Below are 16,110 nucleotides of genomic sequence, written 5' to 3' on the forward strand. Positions count from 1 at the left end.
TTCCTTGGTATGCAGCGGCGCCAGCGCCTGCAAGTGGCCTGGCGCGGTCGGTGTGGCGCGCCATTATTGGCGCCATGGCCCCCGTGGGCGCGGCGCTATACTCGCGCCCGTTTGGTGCTCGCACCGCCATTGCGGCTGTGCAGTTAAACGGGAATCAGGGAGGAGGCGTCCGGCACAGGACGCCATCCCCACCTGAGCTGCCCCCGCAACGGTAAGCGAAAGAAGGCCTGCGGCCTTCACCCCGCGTCACATATCCACTGGATCAGCCGATCCGGGAAGGGCTCACGGGACATTTTCGCCAGCCCGGAGACCGGCCAACAGGCGGGTGCGCTTGCGCGCCCATTTCACAGAACCTGCGGGGAGGCAGGGGTCTGGGCGAATCCGGTTTTCTCATGATGTCCCTGTTTTTTCTGGCCCGTGGGCCAGTGGCGCGATTGGTGTCGGGCAACGCTGCTCCCCGTGCGGGTGCTGGCGTGGCCGCTTTGCTGCGCGCAGCGTGACCGGCACGGTCTGGTTTGTGGGCGCCGGGCCGGGCGACCCCGAACTCATCACAGTCAAAGGCCGCAGCCTGATCGAGCGCGCGGGCGCCATCTTGTTTGCCGGGTCGCTGGTCAACGCGGCGGCCACCCGCTGGGCGCCGCCAGGCTGCACCATTGCCGACAGCAAAGACATGACGCTGGCGCAGATGGCCGCATGGCTGATCGAGCAAGCCCGCCAGCACACCACGGTGATTCGCCTGCAAACGGGCGACCCGGCGCTGTACGGCGCCCTCATCGAGGTGGTGCAGCCGCTGGACGCGGCGGGCGTGCCGGTGCGCGTGGTGCCGGGCGTGTCGTCGGCCATGGCCTCGGCGGCAGCGGCGGTGGAGAGCTTCACGCTGCCCGAGGTAACGCAAAGCGTGATCTTCACCCGCGTGGAGGGGCGCACGCCCATGCCCGAGGGCGAATCGCTGGCCGAGCTGGCGCGCCACCACTGCACGCTGTGCATCTTTTTGTCGATCACGCTGCTGCACAAGGTCGAGGCTGGCCTGCGCGCGGCGGGCTGGGCCGAGGACGCGCCCATGCTGGTCGTCCACAAGGCCAGCTGGCCGGGTGAAGAGCAGATCGTGCGCGGCACGCTGGCCGACATTCGCCAGCGCTGCCGCGACGCCAAGATCGTCAGCCAGGCCATGGTCATTGCCAGCCCCACGCTGGGCGCGCGCCAGTGGCCCGAGCTGGTCAAGTCCAAGCTCTACGACCCCACTTTCACCCACCGCTTCCGGCGTGCCAGCGAAGCCGCGCCCGCCCCTGCCCCGGAATTTCTGCCGACCCAACCCGCTCCCCTATGACCACGCAGCACGACACCATTCTTCTCATCGGCCACGGCTCACGCGAGAGCGAGGGCAACGACGAAATCCACCGCTTTGTGGCGCAGTGGCGCACACGCCAGCCGGGCTGGAACATCGAGGTTTGCTTTATCGAATTTGCCCCGCCCAGCCTGCACGATGGGCTGCTGCAAGCGGCTGCGGGCAGCGCGCGGGTGCTGGTGTTGCCGCTGATCCTGAACGCTGCCGGGCACGTGAAGATGGAAATCCCCGAGGCCATTGAGCACGCCCGCGCCCACTGCCCCGGCACCGAGTTTCTGTACGGCCCGCACCTGACGGCCTGCGACCCCATCCTGGCCGTGTTGCGGCGCAACCTGCGCCAGTGCATGGCCACGCTGGACATGCCCGACCCCACCACCACCGGCGTGGTGCTGCTGGGGCGGGGTGCGTCCGACCGCCAGGCCAATGGCGATGTGGCCAAGATGGCGCGCTGGCTGATGGAAGAAACCGACCACGAACTGGTGGACCTGGCCTTCACCGGCATCACCTGGCCCCGGCTGGAGCGCGTGGTGCAGCGCCAGGTGCAGCTGGGCATGAAGCAGGTCGTGGTGCTGCCGTATTACCTTTTTACAGGCACGCTGATGCAGCGCATTGCCCGGCAGGTGGAGCACCTGCGCCAGCAATACCCGCAGGTGCGTTTTGCGCAGGCGTCGTATTTTGGTTTTGAGAAGGAAATCTTCGCCCTGTTGGAGCAGCGTGTGGCCGACCTGCGGGCGGGCGTGCAAGACAGCCGCCTGCCCTGCGACGGCTGCAAATACCGCGAGCTGGCCCACGACCTGGGCCACGGCCACAGCCACGCACACACCCATGCCCCTGCACCGGCCACAGACGCCGTGGTGCATCTGCACCAGCACGACCATGGCCACAGCCATGCCCCCGCGCACGACGAGCACCACCCGCACAGCCACGGGGTGCTGACCGCATGAGCACCGTCAACACCGTCACCGAGCAGCTCACCCGCGCCGGGCAGGCCATTGAGCACGACAGCTTTGCCATCATCGACGCCGAGGTGCCAAGCCACGCCTACACGCCCGAGCAGTGGCCCATCGTGCGGCGCATGATCCACGCCAATGCCGACTTCGACTTCAACGGCCTGACGGACTTTCACCCCCAAGCCGTGCAGGCGGGCATGGCCGCCATGCTGCGTGGCGGCACGCCAGTGGTGGCCGATGTGGAGATGATTTGCTCGGGCCTGTCACAGCCACGGCTGGCGCACTTTGGCATGCGCACGCACCAGTTCATTTCCGATGCCGATGTGATCGCACTGGCGCAGCAAGAGGACACCACCCGCGCCGTGCAGGCCATGCGCAAGGCCCACCGCCTGGGCTTGTTGCAAGGCGCCATCGTGGGCATTGGCAATGCGCCCACGGCGCTCATCGAACTGGCCCGGCTGATTGCGCAAGAGGGTGTGCGCCCCGCGCTGGTCGTGGGGATGCCGGTGGGCTTTGTCTCGGCCGCCGAATCCAAAGACTTGATTGCCAGCCAGCACGAAGTGCCCTGGCTGGTGATTCGCGGGCGCAAGGGCGGCTCGACGCTGGTCGTGGCTGCCTTGCACGCGCTGCTGGCGCTGACCGAGGCGCAGCAACAGCAGTGGCGCCAGGCCAACCCCTGCGGGCAGGGCTGACACCGCCATGATGGAAAAAACCGTTCGCCGGGGCACCCGCACCGGGTTCACCACCGGGGCGTGCTCTGCCGCCGCCGCTGCCGCCGCAGTGCAGGGCCTGGTGCATGGCACGGTGCCCGACGCGGTCGATTGCCTGCTGCCCAATGGCGATGCGGTGCGCTTTGCCGTCCACGATGGCCGCTGCGATGGCACCACCGCCCACGCCATGGTCATCAAAGATGCCGGTGACGACCCCGACTGCACCGACAAAGCCCACCTGACCGCCGATGTGTGTACCCTGCCCGGCCAACCCGGCGTGGTGTGCCTGCGCGGCGGTTTTGGCATTGGCACCGTGACCATGGCCGGGCTGGGGCTGGAGGTGGGTGGCCCGGCCATCAACCCGGTGCCCCGGCGCAACATCGAAAGCAACGTGCGCGCCGCCGCCGGGGCGCTGCTGGAGCACACCGGGCTGGCCATCACTTTGTCGGTGCCGCAGGGCGTGGAGATGGCCAAAAAAACGCTCAACGCGCGGCTGGGCATTGTGGGCGGCATCTCGATTCTGGGCACCACTGGCATCGTCAAACCGTATTCCACCGCGGCCTACCGCGCCAGCGTGGTGCAAGGCATTCAGGTGGCGGCCACGCTGGGCCACGGGGTGGTGGTGCTGACCACGGGCGGGCGCACCGAGCAGTTCACCATGAAAGAGCGCCCCGACCTGCCCCCCGCCTGCTTTGTGCAGATGGGCGACTTTTTGCGCTACGCCCTGGATGAGGCCGTGGCCCAGGGGCTGCGCCAGGTGGTGATTGGCGGCATGGTCGGCAAGCTGACCAAAATTGCCCAGGGCGAAACCATCACCCACGCCCAGCGCGCCGAGGTCGATACGCAACTGCTGGCCGACCTGGCCGCCAGCCTGGGCGCACCGCCCGCCGACTGCGCGGCCATCGCCGCTGCCGAAACCGCCCGCTTTGCCGCCGAGCGCATGGAGGCGCTGGGCCTGTCGGCGCCGTTCCATACCGCCCTGGCCCGCGCCGTGGTGCGCACGCTGATGGCACCGGCGCGCTATGGCGGCCAATTTCAACTCCATGTGCTGGTGTGCGACTTTGACGGTCGCAAAGTGGCAGAGGCTTTTTCCCATGACTGACCCCCAACCCTGCCGCGTGATTGGCGTTCTGGACGACGGCGCAGCCAGCCTGAGCGCCACGGCACTGGCCTTTTTGCGCCGGGCCGATTGGGTCATTGGCGGTGCGCGCACGCTGGCGTTGCTCGACGATGACATCGCCCCCCACGCCATCCGCCGCGACCTGACCGGCCAGCTCAGCGCCGTGCCCGGCTGGATTGCCCAGGCCCGCGAAGCCCAGCAAACCAGCGTGGTGCTGGCCACGGGCGATCCGCTGTGCCACGGCATTGCCAGCTACCTGGCCGCGCGCCTGTGCATTGCGGCCATTGAGGTCTTGCCCAACGTCTCCACGCTGCAACTGGCCTGCGCCCGTTTTGGCGTGGCCTGGCAAGACGCGCGCATTGTTTCGGTACACAGCAAAGACGCTGGCGAATGGCAAGCGGGCACCGCACCCGGCCACGGCCTGTATGCGCTGGCGCAAGCGGTACGCCAGCACGAGCGCCTGATCGTGCTGACCAGCCCCGACAACAGCCCCGACCGCATTGCCCGCCTGCTGCTGGCCGAAGGGCTGGGGGACGACTTTGTGCTGTGCGTGGCTGAGCGCCTGTGCTCGCCGCACGAGCGCACCTGGGCCGACATGCCGCCCGCAGAAGCCGCCCTGCACCGCTTTGCCGACCCCAACGTAGTGCTGCTGCTGCGCACCACGGCACGCCCGCGCCCGGTGTGCCTGGGCCTGGCCGACAGCGCCTACCAGCAGCGCCAGCCCGACAAGGGGTTGATCACCAAACAGGAAGTACGCGCCGTCTCGCTGGCGCGGCTGCAACTGCGCTGCGACAGCCGGGTGTGGGACATTGGCGCGGGCAGCGGCTCGGTGGGGCTGGAGGCCGCGCGCCTGTGCCCGCAAGGCCATGTCTGGGCCATAGAGAAAAACGAGGCCGATGCCGCCATTGCCCGCTGCAACGCGCGCGCCCTGGGCGTCAGCAACCACACGCTGGTACACGGCAAAGCCCCCGAGGGCCTGGGCACCTGGCCCGACCCCGACGCCATCTTCATCGGTGGCTCGGGCGGCGAACTGGCCGACTTGATTGCCCTGTGCCTGCGCCGCCTGCGCCCCGGCGGCTGGCTGGTGATGAACTTTGTCACCCTGGAGAACCTGGCCACCGCCACACAAACATTGCAAGCGCTGGGGGCCACCTGGGATGTGCTGCAACTGCAAGCCGCCCGCAGCAAACCCATCTTGCACATGCACCGCATGGCCGCCGAAAACCCGGTGTGGATCGTCTGCGCCCAGCCGGGAGATGGAGCATGACCGTCATGACCCCTGCCGCCGCAGCCCCCACCGCCCCATCGCTGGGCCGCCTCATCGGTGTATCCCTCGGCCCTGGCGACCCGGGCCTCATCACCCGCGCCGCGTGGGCGCAATTGCAGCGCACCGATGCAGTGTGGACGTACCCGGCCCGCAGCACCAAGACGCCCAGCTACGCTTTTGACATCGTGCAGCGCGCCGGGCTCACACCGCCTGCGCAGCACCAAACGCTGCTGTTTCCCATGACACACGACGGCGACAAGCTCGCCCGCGCCTGGCTGCGCGCCGCCCAGACGGTGCTGCCCTGGCTGCTGGCCGGGCAAGACGTGTTGTTTTTGGTGGAAGGCGACGCCAGCACCTACGCCACCTTCGGCCACCTGGCGCGCACGGTGCAGGCGCTGGAGCCGCGCACCACCACCCAGGTGATTGCCGGGGTCAACGCCTTCACCGCCGCCTGCGCCGCACGCAACCTGCCGCTGGCCGAGCAGGACGACACCATCGCCATCGTGCCCGCCGCCTACGGCGTCAGTGCAGTCGATCGCCTTCTGACCGACTTCGACACCCTGGTGCTGATGAAGGTCAAGCCCCTGATGGACGACCTGATCGACTGGCTCACCCGCCGCGACCTGCTGCCCCACACCCAGTTCATCGAGCGCGTGGGTGCGCCCGACGAGCGCAGCATCAACGGCGTGGATCTGCCCGCGCTGCGTGGCACCAAAGTCAGCTACCTCTCGCTCATGGTGGTGAAGAACCCGCACCGCATCCGGGGCGAGCGCATCAAGGGCTGCCTCAAGAAGGCATCGCCTGCGCCATTGCCGCCTGCCGATCGCCATGGCCTCTGTGCCGCACTGGAAACCTCCGAATGACCGCCACCGCATCCCCCGCAGCGCCCGCCGTGGTGCTCTCAGCCCCCGCACAGCCTCTGCAAGAAGCCCGCGTCTGCATCGTCGCCATCACCCGCCACGGCGCGGCCCAGGCGGCCCAGCTGGCGCGTGATTTGCCTGATGCCCATGTCTGCACTGCCGCCAAATTTGCCCACGCATTTGACGGCCTGGGCAACCCGGTGCGCGCCTATGAAGGCGCGCTGCGCGACGAAATGGCACCGCTGTTTGCGGCCTACGATCAACTGGTGTTTTTTGTCTCACTGGGCGCGGTGGTGCGGCTGGTGGCGCCGCACTTGCAATCCAAAGACGAAGACCCCGGCGTCACGGTAGTGGATGACGCCGGGCAATTTGTCATTCCGGTGCTGTCGGGCCATGTCGGTGGTGCCAACGCCATGAGCGAGCGCATTGCCGACCTGATCGGCGCCACCCCCGTGCTGACCACCGCCTCGGATGTGGGCAAAACCATCCCCGTCGATATCCTGGGCCGCCACCTGGGCTGGCGCGTGGAGGCGCCCAAAATCAACATCACCCGGGTTTCGGCGCATGTGGTCAATGGCGAGCCCATCGCCGTGGTGCAAGAGGCGGGCAGCACCCGCTGGTGGACGCGGCCCACGCCGTTGCCCGCGCACATCGAGCGGTTGAGCGCCTTCAGCCAGGTGCGCCCCACGCACCACCGGGCCGTGCTGTGGATTACCGATGCCAGCGTTCCCCCGGCGCTGTGGGATGCCTGGGCCGAGCGGTTGGTGGTGTACCGCCCGCCAGCAGGCCAGCCCGCTGACGCCAGCACGGCCTGCACACCCACGGCAGCGGGGGCATGACGCCGCGCACCTTGCTCAGCGTCGGGCTGGGCTGCGACCGGGGCACACCGCTGGCCACCGTACAGGCCTGCCTGCACGAAGCCCTGGCGCAACTGGGCGCCACGCCCGCCGACATCGTGGCCGTGGCCAGCATCACCCTCAAGGCCGACGAGCCGGCCCTGGCACAACTGGCCGCGCTGCACGGCTGGACGCTGCAATGGTTCAGCCCGGCAGAGCTGGCCGCTGTGCCCGTGCCCAACCCCTCGGCCACGGTGCTGCGCCATGTCGGCACGCCCTCGGTCAGCGAGGCGGCGGCGCTGCTGGCCGGGCGGGTGCCCATGTCGGCCCTGCTGGTCGAAAAACACAAGCATCGCGGGCCCGATGGCAAGAACGCCACCGTGTCGATCGCCCGTGCGGCCGCGTCGTTTTCTGCTTCGTAATTTCCCCCCCACCCCTCTGACGTTTCTTGAAAGGAAACCACCATGCACATCGAAATCGGCATCCTCTCGCCCGAAAAAATTGCCTATGCCTCAGCCGCTGCCACCGCGCTGCTGGGCGCCCACGCCCTGGGCCTGCTCAAAAGCCCTGCGGCGTGGCTGCGCACCGCCCTGGCTGCGTTCTTCTTCAGCGTGCTGATGCAGGCGTGGCACGTGCCTGTGGGCCCGTCGGAGCTGCACCTGGTGGGCGCGATGCCGATTTACCTGTTGTTTGGCTTTGTGCCCACGCTGTTTGGCTTTGGCGTCGGTCTGCTCATGCAGGCGCTGGTGTTTGAGCCGCAAGACCTGGCCCACCTGGCCATCAACTTCCTGAGCCTGGCCGTGCCGCTGGTCACGGTACACCACACCCTGGGCAAAAAGATGCAGGGCATCAACGTGGCCAACGTGCTCCAGCTCGACGCCGTGTACTACGCGGGCGTGACGCTCATGGTGGGTTTCTGGCTGTCCATCAGCAGCGATGCCGCGCCCGTGGCCGACTGGGCGCTGTTTGCCGCGTCCTACGTCAGCCTGGTCGCCATCGAGCCGCTGCTGACCATCGGTCTGGTGGCGCTGGTGGGCCACCTGCGCGGCAGCCGCTGGCTGGCAGCTTGCATCGACGAAGGCTTGCTGCGCCGTGCAGCCCCGGCGGCGTTATCGGCAGCGGCCTGATCGGCAAAGGGCCCTACCCATGACCGCAGGAAAAATCATGCTCGTGGGCATTGGCCCCGGCAGCACCGAGCACATGACGGCGCGCGCTCGTGCCGCCATTGCCGAGGCCGACACCATCATCGGCTACGTCACCTACATCAAGCTGGTGGCCGACCTGATCGAGGGCAAAGAGATCGTGCGCAAGTCCATGACCGAGGAGCTGGACCGCGCCATCGAAGCGCTGGAGCGCGCCCGCCAGGGCAAAAAAGTGGCGCTGATTTCATCGGGCGATGCGGGTGTGTACGGCATGGCCGGGCCCACGTTCGAGGTGCTGTTCCAGGCGGGCTGGACGCCGCCCGTGCTGGATGCGCACGGCGTGCCCGAACCCGGCGGCATTGTGGTGGAAGTGGTGCCCGGCGCATCGGCCCTCAACAGCTGCGCGGCCCTGGTGGGCGCACCGCTCACGCATGACTTTTGCGCCATCTCACTGTCGGATCTGCTCACGCCCTGGCCCACCATTGCGCGCAGGCTGGATGCCGTGGCTTACTCCGATTTTGTGGTGGCCCTGTACAACCCCAAAAGTGGCCGCCGCACGCGGCAGATTGTGGAGGCGCAGCGCCTGTTCCTGCGCCACCGCAGCCCTGATACGCCCGTGGCCATCGTCAAAAGCGCCTACCGCCGCCGCGAGCGCATCGAGTTCACCACGCTGGCGCACATGAGCGATGCCGACATCGGCATGCTCAGCACCGTGCTCATCGGCAACAGCAACACCGTGGTGCTGGGCGGCCTGATGGTCACGCCACGCGGCTACGCCAACAAGTACGACGTGCAGGCCGGTGGCACCACGCGCGAGGGAGAGCGCCCAGGCAGGTCGCTTTCCACCGGGCTCAATGGCTGGCTCGAAAATTTGTTTGCCGACCATGCAGCGGGGGACAGTATCGAAGCCCTGGCCCAGCGCCACCGCCTGCCGGTGGAATACATCCGCGACACCCTTGAAAACCCGCTGGAAGCCGCAGCGCAAGATGCCCCCGAAGAGGCCGAAGCATGAGCACTGACAACACGAATGCGGCTGTGGCCGCCGATGCCAGCACACCTGAAGTCGTTCGCCCCAAGATCAGCGACTACCGACGCCACCTCCTCATCTGCACCGGCCCGCGCTGCGCGCCCGAGGGCGAAGCGCAAACCCTGTTCGATAGCCTGGGTGACAAGCTCAAGGCGGCGGGCCTGCACGAGGGGGATTTGCGCGTCAAGCGCAGCCGCGTCGGTTGCTTTGCCGCCTGCAAGGGCGGGCCGGTGGTGTGCGTGCAGCCCGACGGCACCTGGTACTACAACGTCACCCCGGGCCACATGGACCGCATCGTCACCGAACACCTGGTGGGCGGGCGCGTGGTGCAGGAGTTGGTGTTCCACCAGGGCCCATCGGGAGCAGCGCTGTAACCCGGCAGCCTCTGCATCCCACAAAAGCTCCTGAATCGATAGCTGCAAGCGCTCACCACACGGGCGCTTGAGGCCGATTTGGCTTCAACTCTTGGGTGTCAGGCCGGTGTGGCCGCGCTGCGCCGTACCTGCGCGGCCACCCCCGCCCCCACCAGCGCTGCCGAGCCCACACTCAGCAACAGGGCCAGCGCCGAGCCGTAGAAGATGCCCCCGGTCAGCCCCCGATCGAGCAGCGCGCCAAACACCGGCGCCGCCACCGAAAAGCCCAAATCCAGCCCCGAATACACCGTGCCATACACGCGCCCCGTGGCCCCGGGCGGCGCGGCGCGCTTGATCAGCATGTCGCGCGACGGGCTGGCAATGCCCGTGCCCAAGCCCGCCAGCGCCGCCACCACCACGGCGGCCATACCGGGCAGCCAGCCCGTGCCCACCAGCACCAGCAGCACCGCTGCGGCGGCCAGGCACACCGAGATGATTTTCTCCAGCCGCGCCACCCGCCCCACCAGGAAGCCGCCCACCACCATGCCCGCCGCACCGCACAGCATGTAGCCCGTGACGACCAGCGCCGTCAGGCTCAGCGGCAGGCCGTACATGGTTTGCAGCGCCGGGCTGGCAAAGCTCTGGATGGCACTGAGCGCGCACGTGCTCCAGAAGAAGAACGAGAAACACAGCCACACCGACGGCAAGCGCAAAAACGCCATCGGGTGTTCGGCGGGCGGCGCACCGGCGGCGCCCGGTGTACTCTGGTGCGCCCAGGCGCCCTGGCGGTCGTCCAGCGCGTCACGCTGCCAGACCATCACCGCCAGTACCAGCACGGCCAGCGCCGCACCGCTCAGGCAGGCGATACGCCAGGAACCCGTGGCCGTGGCAATCCCCGCCATGAACAGCGGCGCCGTCGCCCAGCCCAGGTTGCCCGAGATGCCATGCACCGAAAACGCATGGCCCAGCCGCACCTGCGACACGCGCTTGTTCAGGATGGTGAAGTCCACCGGATGGAAAGGCGCATTGCCCAGCCCCGCCAGCGCCGCTGCCACCACCAGCCCGGCATACCCCCCGGCGGTGCCCGCCACCAGCCCGGCCAGGGCAAAGCAGGCCAGCGCAAAAAACAGCACAGGCCGCGCGCCCACCTTATCGACCAGAAACCCCGCCAGCGCCTGCCCCACGCCCGACACCACAAAAAACACCGTGACCAGCAGCCCCAGCTCCGAGTAGCTGAAACCGAACTCGGCAATCAGCCACGGAAACAAGGGCGGCAACAGCATGTGGAAAAAATGCGAACTGCCGTGGGCCAGCCCGATCAGGCCGATGGTGCGCGCGTCCTGGCGCAAAGGGGTGGCGCCCGGGGCGCTGACAGAAGAGGTACTCATGGCATGGATGGTAGAGCGGGTTCCGGGAACGTGCAGGCGCGGCCCGCACGGTTGACGTGCGTCAACATGGAACCGCGCGGCTCTGGCCAGAATCCGCGCCAATACAATGGTTTTTTTATTCCAACAGGAGGGCTCCGATGAAGCTGCTGAACGATCTTTTCACGACAGACTATGGCCTGATGAGCATCATCGGGATTGCCATGATGGTGGCTGCCAGCGTCGCTTTTGTGTATGTCTTGCAGCGCAAGATCAACGCCGACCCAGGCCCGTCGGACAAGCAAAAATAAGCCCTTGCCGGGTGCGCCCTCCTGCGCTCACGGCGTTTCTCCCTCCGCGCACGGCCCGGCCTGCGGCCTGCGCGCCCATTGCTCCAGCCACCCCCACACCTGCTGCACGCCGTCATGCCCCGGGCGCTGCAAGCCATGGTCTGCCCCCGGCAGACTGCGTGGGCAATACGGTGCTGAGCGGCTTGCGGCCTGCGCGGCAAAGCGCTCATAGGCCACGGCGGGCACCAATTCGTCATCCGCACCCCAGACCTGGAGCAGCGGCCAAGGCCCGGCGATGAGCGGCGCGGCCAGCGGCCAATGCCACAGGTCGCGCCAGTAACGCAGGCTGCGGCCCTGCACCACGGCAGTGTCGGCCCGGGCGCTGGCCTGGGCCCGCCCCACCGCCTGCCAGGGCGCCAATGCGCCCTGGCGCCGGGCCTGCAACGTGCCCGCTTCCAGCGGGTCCAGGCCGCTGGAAGCCAGCAGCACCAGGCCCGCGAGCCGGGGCACCTCGGGCGCCAAGGTCGGCAGCAGCTCGCCTCCTTCTGAAATCCCCACCAGCCATTGCGGCACCTGGGGGCCGCCCGGGTGGCGGGCGGCATCGGTGCGCAGGGCGGCACGCGCATGCGCGGCCCAGGTGCTCAGGGCATCGGCCTGGACGAAGTCGGGTGCGCAATCGCCCGGCGCGGTGCGTGCCCAAGGCGCGACGCCGGGTTTGTGCAGCACCAGCACCTGCGCGTGCAGCAAACCGGCAAAGTAGCGCTCGGCCACCGCCCCCATCCCCGCACAGCCCGAGCCAGGAATGACGATGACGCGGTAGCGCAGCGGTGCTGCGCGCTCGGCACGCTCCAGCACCTGCACCGTCTGCCCGTCGGCAGCGGGCCAGCGGTGCTCGGTAAACCCGCCCGGCAGCGCGTGCAACGGCGGAGCGGGCGGTGCTGTCATGGTGGTTGTCGGCGCCGTGCAAGCGCACAGCAGTGCCGCCAGCACGGCCCACGCTGCCCCCGCCCGCCCCCGGCGCCCGCGCGCAAAAAAGGCCAGCACGGGGCTGGCCTGGGGGTGGCCGGTGGTGCGGTGCATGCCCGTCACGGCGGCAGCGCCCTCAGCGCAGGATGAGCACCTGCTCCGGCTGCTGCTGCGGCACGGGCTGGCCGCCATGCAGGGGCACCGGCACGGCCATGGGCGCGCGCACGCCGCGCGAGAGGTGGGGGTCGGTGTAGCCCAGCTGGTCGCTCAGTTGCTGGAAAACGCTCTGGGCCAGGCTTTGCGATGTCTCGCGCATGACCTTGGCGCGGTTGGGCGGGGCGATGTCGCCACGGTGGGACAGGATTTTGGTGTCGTTGCCCGCGCCCTGCGCCGAGAACGCGGCCTTGATCTCGTAGGTCTTGGTGTGGATCAGCGAAAAGTCGGCCAGCAAATCCAGGCCGTACTGGCGCGTAGCGCTGCTGGTGCCTTGCAGCGGCGACAGCGCATCGGAGAACTCGACGCTGGAGACCACGCCAAACAGCACGTAGTCGGCACCGTTGAATTCGCCCTTCTTGATGCGCGCAATGATGTCGTTCACCTCGGGCTGGCGCACCGGCTTGGCCATCTTGCCGCCCTGCACCTGGTTGAGCACCTGCTCGGCCTTGCTGGGCTGCGGGGCACCGGCGTCAAAGCCCTTGCCCTGCACCAGGCGAAACGCTGTGCCACGCAGCAGCACGCCCTTGATGTCGTTGGTGAAGCCACCCAGTTCGCGCTGCTCGATGTAGCTGTAGCGCCCTGCCACATAGGTGCCGCTGGCCTGCTCGGAGGCCTGCACCGAGTGGCTGCCCGAGTGCGACCCCGAGCCGCTGTAGGGCCCGTGGCTGTAGCCGCCGCTGTGGCTGCCCTGGGCACTCATCTGGCTGCTTCTTTGGTAGGTGCCGGCCTCGAAGTATTCCGACACCCGCTGGGCGTAAGCCAGGTCGGTCACGGCGATCTTGGGCGCGTTTTGCGCGCTGGCCGCGCTGCCCCAGACCAGTGCCGTGGCGGCCAGCACGGACAGCGCCGCGGTCAAGGTGGTTCTGCGTTGCATGGCGAGTCCTTTCAGCGCTTGCTGGTCTTGCGGATTTCTTTTTCATCCTGCCATTCGATGGTGCCCTCTTGCACGTCAAACAGCTTGAGCGTGAACTTGTAGTACACGTCTTTGGTGGCAGCGCTTTGCTTGACGATGCTGGTCAGCTCGCCCTCCATCTGGTACTTGGCTGCCGTCATCTGGCCCACCTTGGCCGTGGTGCCCTGCTTGTACAGGCCGCTCTGGTTCTGGCGCTGCAACTCGTCCACGCCCTGCTGCATTTCGTTGATGGAGCGCACAAAGCGCACCTTGCCCGACTTGACCAGCGCCGTCTGGATAGAGCTCATCACGTTGGTGGTGTCGATGTACTCGCTGGTCTTGTTCTTGACGGTGGAAATGGTCACCGTGGGCCGGCCCTGGAAGATGCCGGTTTCCAGCAGGCCGCCGGTCATCTTTTCGGCAATCATCTGCAAGTCGGTGGAACCGAATTCGTTGGTCACCAGCTCGACGGCCTTGGCGTCGCCGTAATTGACCTGGCGGTCAAAGCGCACCACCGGGGATGACAGGTTCTGGCAGGCCGACAGGGCCAGGCTGCTGGCGGCCAACGCCAGGACGAGCGCGCTGCGCTGGATGGTGTGTTGCTTCACAGTGTTTACTCCTCACTCAATCTATCTATCTGGGTCGATGCCGCTGTCAGCGCGGCTCCACGTTCATTTCCAGGCGCAGGTCCACGGCAGCGCCAGTGGGCGCCACGCTTTTGACCGTCTGCTGGCCCAGGCCCAGCACGGTCATCTGCTTCCAGGATTCGCCATCGCCCACCTGGTTGCCCACGTTGTCCAGCCAGCGGAAACGGTAGAACACGGTGCGGTCGCTGCGGCCCATGTTGGCCATGTCAGCCTGCACCACCAGGATGTCGTTCTTGCGCACGAGGCGCATCTCGCGCACGGCAATGCCGTGGGCATCGCCACGCAAGGCCACTTTGGAGGCCACGGCCAGCGGTGTGGCGGGGTCGTGTTGCTGCGCCTGGGCGCAGCCGACCAGCGCCCAAAAGGCCACGCCGATGGCAGCCAGGGTGTGTCGGGGGGTCATGCGGGAAAAGCTCCTTCAAAGTCAGCGGGCGGCGGCCTGCGGTGCGGTGGCGGCGGGTTTGGCCGCAGGGCGCGGCGCACGCGCGGGGCGCTCACGCCGCGCAGGCTTGGTGGCAGCCGGGGCGGCCACAGGCTCTGCCGCAGCAGGCTTGTCGGCCACGGCCACCAGTTGGCCCACCGTGGCCACATCGCCGGTCAGCACGCTGCGGTGGTAAAAGCGCAGCGGCACCAGGGCGTACTGCCCGTCGATCTTGACGGGCTGCTCCATCTCACGGCCATTGATGGTGATGCGGTGCTCGCCGGGCGGCAGGTAGCCGCGCGCCACATACACGCGCCCGGGCAGCATGCGCCACAGGCGGTCATCGGCCTGCTCGGTGGCCACCGAGGCCACGGCGCCGATCAAGCCGCCAATCAGGCCGCCATTTTTTTGCAGCTGGTCTTGCACCACGCCTTTGGCCACGGCGCGCGTGACGCCGCGCAGCACCATGCCAGGCATTTCATCCTTGAGCGCACGGCGCGCCATGACGTTCACGTCCACCACTTTTTCCAGCTTGAAGTCGTAACCGGCCACCGACACCTGGCCCAGCGGCGGGTCGTTCGAGGGCTCGATCACGGGGTAGGCAATGCTGGCCGTCACCATGCCCCGCCCCGTGGGCACGGGCAGCGTGAAGGCGATGGATTTGCGCGCGGGGGCATCGCCCGCTTCCACGATGAACAGCACATCGGTCATGCGCTGGCGGCGCTTCCACGTGAAACTGGCGCGGCTGTCGAGGCCGCGCAGGCCCTCTTCCAGCACCCCGGTTTCGGGCTTGAGTTCGATGGCTTTGCGGTAGCCGGGTGCGGCCAGACCGGGCTCGTTCATGGCCTCGTACAAAAAGCCCGCCAGGTAGTGGCTGAGTGCGTTCTGGTAGCCATTCTTGAGGGCCAGCACTTCAGGGTCGTTGAGGGTTTCGACGGGATAGCCGTTAATTTCCTTGCTGCCGGAGGTAGCGCCCTTGGACTTGGCCTCTTCCTCGGCCGCCAGGGTTTCTTTGGCACGGAACTCGGCGATGACGGCCTCGCGCTCGTGCGTGCGCTTGATGTCCACGCGGGCATTCTCAAAATCGCCCAGAGCCACGCGGTTGAGTGCCAGGCGCGTGGTGAGCCAGACTTTTTCGTAGTCCTGGCCTTCATAGACCTTCAGCCGCTCGCTGACCAGTGCCGCCCCCACGGTGCCCATGAGCTTTTGCGGATCGGTCTTGGCGGCCTCTTCCCATTCTTTGACCTTGTTATCGGCCAGCATGAAGGCGTGGTTGCTGTCTTCGTAGCGGCGGTCCAGGCGCAGCAGCTCGCCGCGTTCCATGTTGTAGAGCAGTGCGGTTTTTTGCTCTTCGGTGGTGGCCGATGCGTCCAGGCGGGCCAGCGCTGCCGATATGCCCTGCGTCTGGCCAGCGCTGTGTACGTCGCTGGCCAGCTTGTCGTGGCTTTGCATGCTGGCGCAGCCGGTCAGGGCCACGCTCAGCGCCAAGGTGCCCCAAACGCGGTTGCGGGGCAGAAAACGGTGATTCATGAATTTCCTTGCATGTCCATGGATGTGGGCACCAGAAAACCCCGACCGGGCTACTGGCACAGCAGCCGCCGGGCCAGGAAAGCGGGGGCCTGCGCGCGCCCTCCCGCGCGCACCGGCAATGCAAGCCGCCCTTCCCTCTGGCTCTGGGTTTTTTGGTTTTTTTGTGTCGCAGCG

18 protein-coding genes and 1 riboswitch are annotated in these 16,110 nt (G+C 67.7%); of the genes, 12 read left to right on the forward strand and 6 right to left on the reverse strand.

Features of this window, described 5'->3' with window-relative positions:
• Nucleotides 1–94 precede the first annotated feature (94 nt).
• Nucleotides 95–333, forward strand: a riboswitch (cobalamin riboswitch).
• A 163-nt stretch (nt 334–496) separates the two neighbouring features.
• Genes cobM through EV674_RS04090 form a run of 11 tightly spaced genes read left to right on the forward strand, consistent with a single transcriptional unit; the run spans nt 497 to nt 9,631 of the window.
• Complete coding sequence (cobM, locus tag EV674_RS04040) at nt 497–1,327, forward strand: precorrin-4 C(11)-methyltransferase (RefSeq protein ID WP_119012113.1); 831 nt, start codon at nt 497–499, stop codon at nt 1,325–1,327.
• Nucleotides 1,324–2,289: a sirohydrochlorin chelatase gene (locus EV674_RS04045; protein ID WP_119012114.1), complete on the forward strand. Its 966-nt coding sequence runs from the start codon at nt 1,324–1,326 to the stop codon at nt 2,287–2,289. Before cobM ends, EV674_RS04045 begins: the two co-directional genes overlap by 4 nt.
• On the forward strand, nt 2,286–2,987 hold the full coding sequence (locus EV674_RS04050) for a precorrin-8X methylmutase (protein WP_119012115.1): 702 nt from the start codon (nt 2,286–2,288) through the stop codon (nt 2,985–2,987). Before EV674_RS04045 ends, EV674_RS04050 begins: the two co-directional genes overlap by 4 nt.
• 7 nt (nt 2,988–2,994) lie before the next feature.
• The gene (locus EV674_RS04055) at nt 2,995–4,107 is read left to right on the forward strand and encodes a cobalt-precorrin-5B (C(1))-methyltransferase (protein WP_119012116.1); all 1,113 of its coding nucleotides are present in this window, start codon (nt 2,995–2,997) and stop codon (nt 4,105–4,107) included.
• Complete coding sequence (cbiE, locus tag EV674_RS04060) at nt 4,100–5,392, forward strand: precorrin-6y C5,15-methyltransferase (decarboxylating) subunit CbiE (RefSeq protein ID WP_119012117.1); 1,293 nt, start codon at nt 4,100–4,102, stop codon at nt 5,390–5,392. Before EV674_RS04055 ends, cbiE begins: the two co-directional genes overlap by 8 nt.
• 5 nt (nt 5,393–5,397) lie before the next feature.
• Nucleotides 5,398–6,255 (forward strand): precorrin-2 C(20)-methyltransferase, encoded by an 858-nt coding sequence (cobI, locus tag EV674_RS04065; RefSeq protein ID WP_119012203.1) that lies wholly within the window; start codon nt 5,398–5,400, stop codon nt 6,253–6,255.
• Entirely contained in the window at nt 6,252–7,091 is an 840-nt protein-coding gene (locus EV674_RS04070; RefSeq protein ID WP_119012118.1) for a cobalamin biosynthesis central domain-containing protein, read from the forward strand. The genes cobI and EV674_RS04070 overlap by 4 nt, the downstream gene beginning before the upstream one ends.
• Nucleotides 7,088–7,510: a cobalamin biosynthesis protein gene (locus EV674_RS04075; protein WP_119012119.1), complete on the forward strand. Its 423-nt coding sequence runs from the start codon at nt 7,088–7,090 to the stop codon at nt 7,508–7,510. Before EV674_RS04070 ends, EV674_RS04075 begins: the two co-directional genes overlap by 4 nt.
• A gap of 42 nt (nt 7,511–7,552) precedes the next feature.
• Nucleotides 7,553–8,215, forward strand: coding sequence for an energy-coupling factor ABC transporter permease (locus EV674_RS04080; protein WP_119012120.1), 663 nt, complete (start codon nt 7,553–7,555; stop codon nt 8,213–8,215).
• Between the two features lie 19 nt (nt 8,216–8,234).
• Nucleotides 8,235–9,242, forward strand: a complete 1,008-nt coding sequence (gene cobJ / locus EV674_RS04085) for a precorrin-3B C(17)-methyltransferase (protein ID WP_119012121.1) — start codon at nt 8,235–8,237, stop codon at nt 9,240–9,242.
• Complete coding sequence (locus EV674_RS04090) at nt 9,239–9,631, forward strand: (2Fe-2S) ferredoxin domain-containing protein (protein WP_119012122.1); 393 nt, start codon at nt 9,239–9,241, stop codon at nt 9,629–9,631. The genes cobJ and EV674_RS04090 overlap by 4 nt, the downstream gene beginning before the upstream one ends.
• Nucleotides 9,632–9,729: 98 nt before the next feature.
• Here EV674_RS04090 and EV674_RS04095 read toward each other — a convergent pair whose 3' ends face one another.
• Nucleotides 9,730–10,998, reverse strand: coding sequence for an MFS transporter (locus EV674_RS04095; RefSeq protein WP_119012123.1), 1,269 nt, complete (start codon nt 10,996–10,998; stop codon nt 9,730–9,732).
• Between the two features lie 137 nt (nt 10,999–11,135).
• Here EV674_RS04095 and EV674_RS04100 point away from each other — a divergent pair, with 137 nt between their 5' ends.
• Complete coding sequence (locus EV674_RS04100) at nt 11,136–11,285, forward strand: DUF3149 domain-containing protein (protein ID WP_119012124.1); 150 nt, start codon at nt 11,136–11,138, stop codon at nt 11,283–11,285.
• A gap of 27 nt (nt 11,286–11,312) precedes the next feature.
• Here the strand turns inward: EV674_RS04100 and EV674_RS04105 are convergent, their stop codons facing one another.
• The 5 genes from EV674_RS04105 to EV674_RS04125 are packed head-to-tail and all read right to left on the reverse strand — an operon-like array spanning nt 11,313 to nt 15,936.
• Nucleotides 11,313–12,344, reverse strand: coding sequence for an alpha/beta hydrolase (locus tag EV674_RS04105; RefSeq protein WP_241524869.1), 1,032 nt, complete (start codon nt 12,342–12,344; stop codon nt 11,313–11,315).
• Between the two features lie 22 nt (nt 12,345–12,366).
• A complete protein-coding gene (locus tag EV674_RS04110) occupies nt 12,367–13,320 on the reverse strand; it encodes a hypothetical protein (protein WP_119012125.1) in 954 nt (317 codons plus the stop codon).
• A gap of 11 nt (nt 13,321–13,331) precedes the next feature.
• Nucleotides 13,332–13,946 carry a penicillin-binding protein activator LpoB gene (gene lpoB, locus EV674_RS04115; RefSeq protein ID WP_119012126.1) on the reverse strand — a complete coding sequence of 205 codons (615 nt, stop codon included), beginning with the start codon at nt 13,944–13,946 and terminating at the stop codon, nt 13,332–13,334.
• A 46-nt stretch (nt 13,947–13,992) separates the two neighbouring features.
• Nucleotides 13,993–14,388: a YcfL family putative periplasmic lipoprotein gene (locus EV674_RS04120; RefSeq protein WP_119012127.1), complete on the reverse strand. Its 396-nt coding sequence runs from the start codon at nt 14,386–14,388 to the stop codon at nt 13,993–13,995.
• Between the two features lie 21 nt (nt 14,389–14,409).
• Nucleotides 14,410–15,936, reverse strand: coding sequence for a COG3014 family protein (locus EV674_RS04125; protein ID WP_119012128.1), 1,527 nt, complete (start codon nt 15,934–15,936; stop codon nt 14,410–14,412).
• Nucleotides 15,937–16,110 lie beyond the last annotated feature (174 nt).

The organism is Simplicispira metamorpha (genome assembly GCF_004341365.1).
GTDB lineage: Bacteria > Pseudomonadota > Gammaproteobacteria > Burkholderiales > Burkholderiaceae_C > Simplicispira > Simplicispira metamorpha.

Bases quoted from the DNA above. Each gene is read 5' to 3' on its own strand.
- EV674_RS04045 (WP_119012114.1), top strand. From the start codon at position 1,324: ATGACCACGCAGCACGACACCATTCTTCTCATCGGCCACGGCTCACGC.
- EV674_RS04050 (WP_119012115.1), top strand. From the start codon at position 2,286: ATGAGCACCGTCAACACCGTCACCGAGCAGCTCACCCGCGCCGGGCAG.
- EV674_RS04055 (WP_119012116.1), top strand. From the start codon at position 2,995: ATGATGGAAAAAACCGTTCGCCGGGGCACCCGCACCGGGTTCACCACC.
- cbiE (WP_119012117.1), top strand. From the start codon at position 4,100: ATGACTGACCCCCAACCCTGCCGCGTGATTGGCGTTCTGGACGACGGC.
- cobI (WP_119012203.1), top strand. From the start codon at position 5,398: ATGACCCCTGCCGCCGCAGCCCCCACCGCCCCATCGCTGGGCCGCCTC.
- EV674_RS04070 (WP_119012118.1), top strand. From the start codon at position 6,252: ATGACCGCCACCGCATCCCCCGCAGCGCCCGCCGTGGTGCTCTCAGCC.
- EV674_RS04075 (WP_119012119.1), top strand. From the start codon at position 7,088: ATGACGCCGCGCACCTTGCTCAGCGTCGGGCTGGGCTGCGACCGGGGC.
- EV674_RS04080 (WP_119012120.1), top strand. From the start codon at position 7,553: ATGCACATCGAAATCGGCATCCTCTCGCCCGAAAAAATTGCCTATGCC.
- cobJ (WP_119012121.1), top strand. From the start codon at position 8,235: ATGACCGCAGGAAAAATCATGCTCGTGGGCATTGGCCCCGGCAGCACC.
- EV674_RS04090 (WP_119012122.1), top strand. From the start codon at position 9,239: ATGAGCACTGACAACACGAATGCGGCTGTGGCCGCCGATGCCAGCACA.
- EV674_RS04095 (WP_119012123.1), bottom strand. From the start codon at position 10,998: ATGAGTACCTCTTCTGTCAGCGCCCCGGGCGCCACCCCTTTGCGCCAG.
- EV674_RS04100 (WP_119012124.1), top strand. From the start codon at position 11,136: ATGAAGCTGCTGAACGATCTTTTCACGACAGACTATGGCCTGATGAGC.
- EV674_RS04105 (WP_241524869.1), bottom strand. From the start codon at position 12,344: ATGCACCGCACCACCGGCCACCCCCAGGCCAGCCCCGTGCTGGCCTTT.
- EV674_RS04110 (WP_119012125.1), bottom strand. From the start codon at position 13,320: ATGCAACGCAGAACCACCTTGACCGCGGCGCTGTCCGTGCTGGCCGCC.
- EV674_RS04120 (WP_119012127.1), bottom strand. From the start codon at position 14,388: ATGACCCCCCGACACACCCTGGCTGCCATCGGCGTGGCCTTTTGGGCG.
- EV674_RS04125 (WP_119012128.1), bottom strand. From the start codon at position 15,936: ATGAATCACCGTTTTCTGCCCCGCAACCGCGTTTGGGGCACCTTGGCG.